Consider the following 10,175-nt stretch of genomic DNA (forward strand, 5'->3'; position numbering starts at 1 on the left):
GACCTGCTCGCCTACAACGACGAGGCGCGCGTCGCGAAGTTCATGGGCGCCAACCTCGCCACCCTCATGGGCTACCCAGCCACACTCGAAGCCACCGCCAGCGTCTAGCGGCCCAGGAGGCCGCGCTCGATCACGTGGACCGCGGCCTCCAGCGTCGTCGCCGAACGGCGCCCGTCTCCGAACGCGTCCAGCAGGGCCATCGCGACGATCGCGTCCGCGTCGACGTCACCGAAGCCGCGCGGTGCCAGGAAGTGCACGAGATGGCGCCGGCCCCAGTCCAGGGCGGCGGCCGCGTCGGTCCCGAGGGCCGGTTCGTGCAGGGTCGCGTCGACCCAGATCCGGATGACGCCGGCCTCGGAGACCTGCACCTCGTTGTACGTGCGCAGCCAGGCCCGCAGCGTCGCCGTCGACCAGGCCTTCCCGGACCCGGACCCGGGCGCGGGCGTGGGGATCTTGGCGAGCGTGCTGGACAGCGGGGTCATCGCCGTCAGCACGAGGGTCCGCGCGAAGTCGGCCTTGTTCGCGAAGTACCGGTAGAACAGGCCGTGTGAGACGCCGGCGGCCTCGACCACGTCGTCGATCCGGGTGCCGTGGTACTCGCGCCGGACGAAGACCTCCTGCCCGGCGGTCAGCAGCGCGTCATAGCTGGCCCTGGCGCCGTCGGTGAGCGCCGCGCGTCTGGTCAGCGCCTCGGCGGCCGGCTGGTCGAACTCGATGAGCGGCGCCACCGCGGCCTCGGGCCCGTGCACGTTGGCCTCGGGCAGGAGGCCGAAGAACGCCCGGTGGATGAAGTCGGCGATCGCGTCGTCGAGGCGCTCCCGGGTGTAGGTCTCCGGCGCGGCCTGACGGAAGATCTTGGCGGAGTAGCACGCGCGGGCCGTGGTCGCGAGGACCAGGCCGATCACGGCGTCGACCTCGCGGGGCGCCAGCGTCGTCGAGGTGAGCTTGGAGCGGATCACCGCGATGTTGAGCGCCGCCGCCTGCGTGTTGAGGGCGTTGAGGCTCTCCGTCTCCTTGGCCGCGCCCTCGAAGACGTGGAAGACGGCGCCGAAGTGCTCGTAGACGTCGCCGTAGCGCTGGACCCACTCGCGGATCGTCGCCCAGCCTGCCGCGTCCGGAGTCAGCGGCGCCATCGCCTCGACCGAGGCGCCGACCTGCCGCGCGACCTGCCCGGCCAGGTGGCCCAGCACGTCCTCCTTGCTGGAGAAGTACTGGTAGAACGACACCCGCGAGCAGCCGGCGCGCTTGGCGAGGTCGGCGATGCTGGAGGTGTGGTAGCCGCCCTCACCGAAGACCTGCAATGCGGCGGCCAGGATGCGCTGCTGGGTGCGCTGCCCGCGCCGGCCGACCGCCGGGTTGTCCGAGAACGGCGCGCGCCGGGCGATCGACTCCTGGGCCGGCAGCACCCACGTCGGCTCGCTGGTCATGGTGCGCCGATTATCGCAAATCGAGGGTGCAGGGGGCGGTCCACCGGACCAGGGTGCCGGTACCGTCCGGGCCGGGGCCGATCTGGAACGCCCCGCGCAGCTCGTCGGCGCGGCTGCGCATGTTCGCCAGGCCACTGCTGCGGACCGGCTCGCCGACCCCGACGCCGTCGTCCACGATCTCGGCCCTGACCTGCCCGTCGGCCACCGTCACCGTCACGGAGGCCGTCCGGCAGCGGGCGTGCCGGGCCGCGTTCGACAGGCTCTCCCGCACCACCGCGAGCAGATGGTCGGCCACCTCAGCGTCGACCGCGCTGTCCAGCGGCCCGTCGGCCAGCAGCCGCGGCGCGAAGCCGAACGCGTCGGTCATCTCGTCGACCACCCCGCGCAGCGCGAGCCGCAGCCCGGTGCCGCCCGCCGCCGAGCGGCCGCGCAGCTCGAACACCGTCTGGCGGATCTCCCGGATCGTCGCGTCCAGGTCGTCGACGTAGGTCGCCAGCCGGCGCGCCCGGTTCGGCTGGCCCTCGCTCTCCGCGAGCCCCTGCAGCCCCAGCGCCACGGCGTACAGCCGCTGCATCACGTGGTCGTGCAGGTCACGGGCGATCCGGTCCCGGTCCTCCAGCATCGTCAGCCGGCTGCGCGCGGACCGCGACTCGGCGAGCTGCAGCGCGATCGCGACGTGGCCCGCGAACGCGGCGGCCATCTCCAGGTCGGTGTCGGTGAACGGCTCGGCGCCCAGCCGGCGGCCGAGGATGACGGCGCCCGAGGTCCGGTGCGAGGCGACCAGGGGCACCACCATCACCGGGCCGAGCGCCGGCTGGCCGTCCAGCAGCTGGGCGATCTCGGCCGGGGCCTCGGCGGCGAACAGCGGCGCGCGCTCCCGCATCGCCCGGCCGGCCAGCGAGTCGTCGACGGCGAGCAGCCCGCCGGCCAGCCGGTCCGCGCCGTCGCCGGCGGCGATGTCCAGGCTCAGGTGCCCGGCGTCGTCCGCGCCGAGCGCGAGCGCCGCCGTGTCGGCCCTGGCCACCTCGCGGGCGCGCCGGACGATCATCTCCAGCGGCCGGTCGCCGTCGCCGAGCAGGTGACGGGTGATGTCGGCCGACGCCTGCAGCCACTGCTCGCGGTGCTGGGCCTGGCCGAACAGACGGGCGTTGTCGATCGCGACGGCGGCGCTCGCGGCGAGCGACTGGACCAGCTCCTCGTCCTCGGCGGTGAACGCCCGCCCGCCGCGCTTCTCGGTCAGGTAGAGGTTGCCGAACACCTCGCCGCGGACCCTGATCGGCACCCCGAGGAAGGTGCGCATCGTCGGGTGACCCGACGGGAAGCCGACCGCGGCGGGATGATCGGCGATGTCGGCCAGCCGCACCGGCTTCGGGTCGCGGATCAGCGCGCCGAGCACGCCCTCGCCGCGCGGCAGGTGGCCGATCTCGGTGACCAGCCGAGGGTCGATGCCGACGTGGATGAACTGCTCCAGCCCGTCGCCGTCCTTCGCGGTCACCCCGAGGGCGCCGTACCGGGCGTCGACCAGCTCGCAGGCGGCCTCGGCGATCCGGCGCAGCACCACGTCGAGGCTCAGGTCGGCGGCGACGGTCGTCGTCGCGCGCAGCAGGCCGCGCAGCCGGCCCTGGGTGGACATGACGTCCTGCGCGCGCTCCATCACGTCCTGCGCGCGCTCGACCAGCTGGGCGAGCAGCTCGTCGAGCTCCAGGCGGCCGACGCCGACGTAGTCCAGCTGGTCGCGGCCCACGTGGTCGCGGCCCAACGGGGAGTCCGCCGGGGCACGCGGGACCGGTGCGAGCGTCGGCGGCTCAGGCTCCATGTTCTCGAACGGTAGCCGACGCGGTCAGTGCAGCCGGCGGCGCGCGGCCGCGGCCGCCTCGGTGATCGGCGCCGCGGTGTGGACGACGGCCGCTGACGGCCACGGGTCGGCCCGGGTCGCCAGCGCCCCGTGGATCGCCTCCGTCGCGTCCGAGGCGTCCGTGCGGGCCGCCGCCCGGCGGGCGATCCGCGCCGCGGCCACCTCGGGCGCCGTCACGCAGCGCAGCTCGATGAGGTCCGCGTGCGCCGCCGTCGCCAGCCGGGCCGCCGCTGCCCGGTCCGCCGCGTCCGACCAGGAGGCGTCGAGCAGCACGTTGTCCCCGCGGGCTAGCGCGTGGCCGGCCCGGCGCAGCAGCTCGGCGTAGACCGCCTCGGTCGCAGCCGGCGAGTACAGACCGTGGAACGGGCCGCCCTCGAACAGCCGCGGGGACGCGGGCCGGTCCGTCGGCAGGCCGGCGAGCTCCTTGCGCACGGTGTCCGACCGCAGCAGCACCCAGCCGTCCTCGGTCTCGGCGAGGCGGCCGGCCAGGGTCGACTTGCCGGTGCCGGGCAGGCCGCCGACCAGCGCCAGCCGCACCCGGCCCCGGCGCAGGTGGTCGCGCGCGAGGTCGGCCAGCCGGCGGGCCAGGTCCGCCGCGTCGGGATCGCCCTGACCGGCCCGGACGCAGGTCACCTTCGTCCGCACGAACGCGCGGTAGGCGACGTAGAGGTGCGTGAGCGACGGGGGATGGGTCTCGCCGGCGAACTCCTGGTACCAGCCGAGCAGCTGTTCCGCCTCCGTGCGGGCGCCGAGCCGTTCCAGGTCCATGGCCAGGAACGCGATGTCGCCGAGTACGTCGCCGACCCGAAGCCGCTGGTCGAACTCGATGCAGTCGAGGATCCGCGGGCCGTCCGGCAGGCAGAAGATGTCGTCGGCCTGCAGGTCGCCGTGCCCGTCGCGGATCAGGCCGGCGGCCATCCGGGCCCGCAGCAGTGGCGCCCGGCCGGCCAGGTAGCGCGTGGACAGCCGGTCGATCTCGGCGATGACCGCGCTGTCGAGGATGTTGTCCCGGTACTGCGCGACCTGATCGACGCCCTCGCGCCACAGGCCGGCGAGGGCCGCGCCGCTGCCGGCGGCCGCGATCTGTTCGGACGTAGCGCAGGCCGCGTGGAACGCGGCCAGCCGCCGGGCGATCGCCCGCAGCGCGGCGCCGACGGGCTGGCCGCGCTGGACGAGGGACGTCAGCCGGCGCCGCTCGGGCAGCCGGCGCATCACGACCGCGTGGTCGACGACCCGGCCCCGCCCGTCGCGCAGGTCGGCGACGGCGAGGTAGACGTCGGGCGCGAGCCGGCGGTTGAGCGCCACCTCCTGCTCGCAGGCGGCCAGCCGCTTCGCCCGGGTGGAGAAGTCCAGGAAGCCGAGGTCGACCGGCTTCTTGACCTTGTAGACGAGGTCGTCGACGAAGGTCAGCGTCGCCGAGTGCGTCTCGACGACCTCGCCGGGCGGCAGCGCGGCCAGGTCCCACCTCGGTGGCGGGGCAACCTGGAAGGCGGTCGCGGTCCCGTCACCGGTCATCGGCCCTCCTCGGCGCTGTCGGGCCGGCGCAGTGCCGACACTTCCAGCATCCTCGGTGGGCGCCGCCGCGCCCGCCGCCACAAGTAGCGCGGCGTCGGGACGTTCGGACCGGTTTTGGGCCGGCCGACCGGCCCGGTTCAGCGGGTTGTTGCCCGGACTGGCCAGGTGGGCTTCTCGAGGCTGGTCATCCAGGCGATGTCCGCGGCGCGCACGCCGAGCCGGGTCGCCAGCTCGGTCGCGTCGCGGCCCTCGCCGATGGCGGTCCGTAGCGCGCTGGCCCGCAGCTCGCGCAGCTGGCCGGGCCGGGAGGTCTTCCCCCCGATCAGCTCATGAGCGCGGGCGGCCCGGTCGACGGAATCGGCTATTGAGGCGACTTCTTCGCAGGTCGGCACAGGCACATGGTGGAGGCAAGGGGCGAGCCCGACAACCTCCTTCGCCAGCACCGGTTGCGCCGGCAGCACATTGGTGCCTGCCAGCCCTGTGACGGGACTCGCTCGGGGGCCGGTGGGTCAGGCGCCGAGCGGGCCGGTCAGGCCGTGGCGCAGCAGGTCGGCGAGCTCGGCGTAGGCGTCGGCGTCCGACAGGCCGGTCGCGGTGGCGATGTCCCCGCGCTGGATCGCCACCATGACCGCGGTCGCCGCCTGGCCGACGAAGGTCGCGTTGACGCCGCCGAAGACGCCGGCCGCCACCCCGGCGGCGACCAGCTCGCGGATCCGGCGCGCGGCGATCCGGGTGTTGCGCTCGTACTCGGCCCGGGTCGCGGGGTTCGCGGCCAGGTCGTGGCGGAAGGCGGCCGACGCCGGCCGCAGCTCCCGGGCGACCCCGCGCAGGTAGGCGCCGACGGTGTCGGCGGGGCTCGTGGCCGCGACCTGGGCGACGTCGCGCTCGATCCGTTCGGCGGCCGCCCGGAAGAAGTGGCCGACGACGGCGACCGCGAGCTGCTCCTTGCTTCGGGCCAGCGCGTAGAGCGTGCTCTTCGAGCAGCGCAGCCGGCCGGCCAGCTCGGCCAGGGTGAACCGCGCGAACCCCTCGGCGAGGAAGATCCGCAGCAGGGCGTCGAAGAGGTCCGCCTGCCGCGACGTTCGCCCGCCGGCCCCGGCTGGCACGGCCGACGTGGGTGAGGTGGGTGACGCCTCGCCGGGCGAGTCCGGCACCAGCGCGTCGTCAACCTCCGAACCCGAGAACGCCGTCATGATCGTCAATTTATCCTGTCCCGCCGACCACGGCCGAGCCTGAAGCCGCCGCGGCGCGTCCGCTACCTGACGTAATCATGTGACCACTGTTGGCTATCTTCTCTGTCATGGTGACCCCCACTCGCACCGCGGCCGGATTCCGGCACGCGCGGGCCAACGTCCACCGGTGGTGGGCGCGCAGCACCGCTGGTGTGCGCCACCCGGCGCGCCAGGTGGCCGCGATGGCGGTGCTCGGCCTGGTCTCCGGCGTGCTGGAGCTGCTCACCATGGTCCTCATGATCACCCTGGCGACCGGCCCGGCCAGGGTCGGCTGGCGGTTCGCCCCCCTGCTCGGCTCGTCGCGCGGCACCCTCGCCTGCGCGGCGCTGCTGGCGGCCGCCGGGTCGGCGGTGACAACCGTCGCGTCCGCGCGCGTCACCTCCCGGATCGGCGCGTCCGCCCTCACCTCGGTCCGGGACCGGCTGGCTCGCCACTATCTGGCCGCGGACTGGTCAGCCCAGCGGGCCGAGCCGACCGGCCGGCTGCAGGAGCTCGCGCTCGGCGACGCGGCGCAGATCTCGCTCGGCGCCGAGCGCTGCGGCGACGCGGTGGCCGCGGCGCTGCGCCTCGGTGCGTTCGCCGTGGCGGCGATCGCCGTCAGCCCACTCGCGACCAGCGCGCTGGCGGTCGTCGTCGCGGCTGTGCTCGGCTCGGTCCGCCTCGCCGGCCGGCACACCCAGGCCGCGAACCGGCGAGCGGTCGACGCGGCGAGCGCGCTGGGCGCGGCCCTGACCGAGACGACGACGGTCGCCGCCGAGCTGCGGGTGTTCGGGGTCGTCGACGAGGCGGCGGACGCGCTGGCCGGCGCGTCCAGCCGGGCCGGCCGGCTGCACGGCGAGACGATGTTCCGGGCCACGGTCACGCCCCGGCTGGCCCGGGACCTGGCCGTGCTCGCGCTTGTGGCCGTCCTGCTGCTGGTCCTGTGGCTGGACGAGCTGCCGCTGGCCACCGTCGGACTGGTCACGCTGCTGGTCATGCGCGCGCTCGGGCAGGCGTCCGCCCTCGGCGCCACCACGCACCAGCTGCGCGAGCGGCTGACCCAGCTGGACCGCGTCGAGGAGCACCTGGACCGCTGGGCCGCCGGCCGGGCGCCCGGGCGCCGACGCTGCCCGGCCGCCGGCGCGATCCAGCTCGTCGGCCTCGAGGTGACCTACCCGGGCACGGCCCGGCCCGCGCTCACCGGCGTCGAGCTGACCTTGCGACCGGGCGAACGGCTCGGCGTGGTCGGGCGCAGCGGTGCCGGCAAGACGACGCTGGCCGGCCTGCTGCTCGGCCTGCTCGAACCGACCCGCGGCCAGGTGCTCGTCGGCCCCGCCGGCCGGGCCGTCGACCGGGCCGAGATCGACCCACGGGAGTGGTTCAGCCGGGTGGGGGTCGTCCCGCAGCAGCCCACGCTGATCACCGGGACGGTCGCGGAGAACATCCGGTTCCTGCGGGCCGGGCTCGGCGACGCCCAGGTCCGCGCCGCGGCCGTCAGGGCCGGGCTGGGGCCGGAGCTCGCGTCCTGGCCGGATGGCCTCGACCATCCGTCCGGCCTGCACGGCACCGCGGTCTCCGGTGGCCAGCGCCAGCGCGTGGCGCTGGCCAGGGCGCTGGTCCGGTTGCCTGATCTTCTGGTGCTGGACGAGCCGAGCAGCGCGCTGGACGCCCGCGCCGAGGAGGCGCTGCGCGACGCGGTGGCCACGATCGGGCCTGCGACCACTGTCGTCGTCATCGCGCACCGGATGTCCACAGTGCTCGGCTGCGACCGGGTGGCGGTACTGGAGGACGGCCGGCTGACGGCGCTGGCGAGCCCCGCGGAACTCGCCGAGACCGAGGGTTACTTCCGGGACGCGCTGCGACTCGCGGGCGCCGGCACTCCGCGATCCGAACACAGAGTGCTTTGATTGACACTCTTAGTATCCATACTTGGTGTCTGTCTCGGCGTGGCCCAGCCGACTTGGCGCCACACACCGGAGGCCAACGTCATGAGCTTCTGCGGAGAGCTCCGCCTCGACGGCAAGCCGGGCTCGACCGAGCTGGCCGCGACCATGCTGGCCGCGTCGGTCACCCCGTCGGGCGGTCCGGTCCAGCTGCGGGCCGCGGGAGCGCTGGCCGTCGCCGCGGCGCCCGGGCCGGGCCTCGGCGCCGCCGCCGACCTCGCGCACCCCTCGAACGGGCTGCTCGCCGTCGTCGACGGCTGGTCCACGGGCGGACCGGGCGGCGGCGGGGTGTCCGGCCGGGTCGTCGAGTCCTGGGGGAGATACGGCCTGACCTGCCTCGACCACCTGCTCGGCGACTGGGCGCTGGCCGCGTTCGACCCGGCCACCAGCCGGCTGGTCCTGGCCCGGTCCCCGCACTCGATGCGTCGGCTGGTGGTGCACCACACCGGTGAGCGGCTGCTGTTCGGCACCGAGCCGAGCCAGCTGCGCGCCGCGGGCATCACGCTGTCGGTCGACGAGGCCGTGCTGGCCGAGACGCTGACCCGCGACCTGACCTCCCTGCACGAGACGCTCCTGCGCGGGGTCGAACGGGTGCCCGCGGGCCACGTGCTGGAGGTGGTCCCGGGCCGCGCACCGTCGCGGCGGCCCTTCACCTCGTTGTTGTCGGTGGTCCCGCCGCTGCGCGCCACCCCGCTGCCGGTCGCCGCCCGGGAGCTGCGCACGGCGCTGGACGCCGCCGTCCACGACGCGACGTCGCGGGCATCGGTGGCCATCGGGCTGTCCGGCGGGCTCGACTCCAGCACGCTCACCGGGATCGCGAGCCGGCTGGTGCACCGGGACGGGGGCCCGGCCCGGGTCGTGCCGATCAGCATGGTTTTCCCGGGCCGGTCGCACGACGAGTCCCGGTGGGTCGACGCGGTCGAGGAGCACACCGGCATGGCCGTGCTGCGGGTCAAGCCGGAGCCGTACAACTGGGACCGCTGGCGGCAGTGGACCGCCGACACCCTCGACATGCCGCCCCGGCCGAACCTCGCCCTCACCGAGGCGGTCAGCACCACGGCACGCCAGGAGGGGCTCGAGGTGCTGGTGTCGGGGGAGGGCGGCGACGACTGGCTGACCGGGTGGCGCAGCCACTGGCCCGACCTGTGGCGGGCCGGCCGGCTCGGCCCGCTGTGGCGCCAGACGGGCGCTGGGGTCAGCCCTCGGTCGGTGCGGACCAGGCTCGCCGTCGCGCGCCAGAACGCGCTCGCCCCGTTTCCCCGCGGTATCGCGGGTGAACGCCTGACCCTGCCATGGATCCGGCCGGCACGCCTGCGCGGGCTGGACCTCGAGGGCCGGTTCGCCGCGGCGGACGCCGCGGACGCCGCGCTGTTCCAGTCCTACGACCAGCGGGAGCGGTGGCGGCTCGCGGTGGTGCGCGCGTCGTTGCCGCTGCTCGACACGGCGCGGACGTTCTACACGGGCGCGGGCGTTGACTGGCGCCACCCGTTCCACGACCGCCGGGTGATCGAGGTCGCCCTGTCGACCGCGGGCCTGACGATGTACCGCCCTGGGGAGACCAAGCCGGTGCTGCGGGCGGCCGCCGCCGACGTGCTGCCCGAGTCGGTGCGGACCCGGCGAGGCAAGGCACAGTTCGACCTGGAGCTGGTCGACGCCGTCGAGGAGGCCGGCGGGATGGGCATGCTGGCGGGCGGACCGTTGGTCGCCGACGGGTGGGTGGATCTCGGGATCGCCAAGGCCGCGTGGACGACGGCGGTGGCGGCGGCCCGCGACGGCCGGCAGCCACCCGAGCCGCAGCACGGGCTGGTGGCGCTCTGGCAGTTGATCGGCTTGGACATGTGGCTCGCGCGGAGCGGGGTGCGCCTCTGAGGCCACCCCCACTGCTACTCTCTGCAACCGAAAGGTCCTCGAGAATCACTGCCTGCAACGTCCGTAGCCGATCCTGGAGAGTGTGATGATCGCCGAGAAGACTGGCACCGCCGAGCGCCCGACCGCCCCGCGGCGCGCCTACGAGAAGCCCAGCCTGACCGAGCACGGCAGCCTCGCGGTGCGGACGGCCGGCCAGCCCGGCCTGCTCCTGGACGCCATCATCAGCATCGGGACGATCAGCTGACCCAGGACCGCGTCCGGCTGGAGCGGCCCACGTCACGCAGGCCCCCCCGGGCGCCCCCCCCGGGGGGGGGCAGTTTTAAAACAAAAGCCCGGCCCCCCGCGAGCCCCGGGG

Annotated in this window: 8 protein-coding genes; 3 read left to right on the plus strand and 5 right to left on the minus strand. The window is 75.0% G+C overall.

Annotated elements, in window-relative coordinates; genetic code table 11:
* Positions 1 to 104: 104 nt before the first annotated feature.
* The 5 genes from I6A60_RS39410 to I6A60_RS39430 form a co-directional block, all read right to left on the minus strand.
* Positions 105 to 1,427 (minus strand): TetR/AcrR family transcriptional regulator, encoded by a 1,323-nt coding sequence (locus I6A60_RS39410; protein ID WP_203015221.1) that lies wholly within the window; start codon positions 1,425 to 1,427, stop codon positions 105 to 107.
* A gap of 10 nt (positions 1,428 to 1,437) precedes the next feature.
* Positions 1,438 to 3,243, minus strand: a complete 1,806-nt coding sequence (locus I6A60_RS39415; protein WP_203042661.1) for a GAF domain-containing protein — start codon at positions 3,241 to 3,243, stop codon at positions 1,438 to 1,440.
* 24 nt (positions 3,244 to 3,267) lie between these two features.
* The gene (locus I6A60_RS39420; RefSeq protein ID WP_203015226.1) at positions 3,268 to 4,797 is read right to left on the minus strand and encodes an AAA family ATPase; all 1,530 of its coding nucleotides are present in this window, start codon (positions 4,795 to 4,797) and stop codon (positions 3,268 to 3,270) included.
* Between the two features lie 137 nt (positions 4,798 to 4,934).
* Positions 4,935 to 5,189 (minus strand): hypothetical protein, encoded by a 255-nt coding sequence (locus I6A60_RS39425; protein WP_203015227.1) that lies wholly within the window; start codon positions 5,187 to 5,189, stop codon positions 4,935 to 4,937.
* 117 nt (positions 5,190 to 5,306) lie between these two features.
* Positions 5,307 to 5,990, minus strand: coding sequence for a TetR/AcrR family transcriptional regulator (locus I6A60_RS39430; RefSeq protein ID WP_203015228.1), 684 nt, complete (start codon positions 5,988 to 5,990; stop codon positions 5,307 to 5,309).
* 107 nt (positions 5,991 to 6,097) lie between these two features.
* Here I6A60_RS39430 and I6A60_RS39435 point away from each other — a divergent pair, with 107 nt between their 5' ends.
* From I6A60_RS39435 to I6A60_RS39445, 3 genes are all read left to right on the plus strand, one after another.
* Positions 6,098 to 7,915 carry an ABC transporter ATP-binding protein gene (locus tag I6A60_RS39435; RefSeq protein WP_238437193.1) on the plus strand — a complete coding sequence of 606 codons (1,818 nt, stop codon included), beginning with the start codon at positions 6,098 to 6,100 and terminating at the stop codon, positions 7,913 to 7,915.
* Positions 7,916 to 7,996: 81 nt separating this feature from the next.
* Complete coding sequence (locus I6A60_RS39440; protein ID WP_203015230.1) at positions 7,997 to 9,820, plus strand: asparagine synthase-related protein; 1,824 nt, start codon at positions 7,997 to 7,999, stop codon at positions 9,818 to 9,820.
* An 85-nt stretch (positions 9,821 to 9,905) separates the two neighbouring features.
* Positions 9,906 to 10,064 (plus strand): lasso RiPP family leader peptide-containing protein, encoded by a 159-nt coding sequence (locus I6A60_RS39445; RefSeq protein WP_203015241.1) that lies wholly within the window; start codon positions 9,906 to 9,908, stop codon positions 10,062 to 10,064.
* Positions 10,065 to 10,175: the final 111 nt, after the last annotated feature.

This window comes from Frankia sp. AgB1.9, from assembly GCF_016786355.1.
In the GTDB taxonomy this organism is placed as follows: domain Bacteria; phylum Actinomycetota; class Actinomycetes; order Frankiales; family Frankiaceae; genus Pseudofrankia.

Coding starts and splice junctions, on each gene's coding strand:
- I6A60_RS39435 (WP_238437193.1), top strand. CDS start 6,098: ATGGTGACCCCCACTCGCACCGCGGCCGGATTCCGGCACGCGCGGGCC.
- I6A60_RS39410 (WP_203015221.1), bottom strand. CDS start 1,427: ATGACCAGCGAGCCGACGTGGGTGCTGCCGGCCCAGGAGTCGATCGCC.
- I6A60_RS39415 (WP_203042661.1), bottom strand. CDS start 3,243: ATGGAGCCTGAGCCGCCGACGCTCGCACCGGTCCCGCGTGCCCCGGCG.
- I6A60_RS39440 (WP_203015230.1), top strand. CDS start 7,997: ATGAGCTTCTGCGGAGAGCTCCGCCTCGACGGCAAGCCGGGCTCGACC.
- I6A60_RS39430 (WP_203015228.1), bottom strand. CDS start 5,990: ATGACGGCGTTCTCGGGTTCGGAGGTTGACGACGCGCTGGTGCCGGAC.
- I6A60_RS39445 (WP_203015241.1), top strand. CDS start 9,906: ATGATCGCCGAGAAGACTGGCACCGCCGAGCGCCCGACCGCCCCGCGG.
- I6A60_RS39420 (WP_203015226.1), bottom strand. CDS start 4,797: ATGACCGGTGACGGGACCGCGACCGCCTTCCAGGTTGCCCCGCCACCG.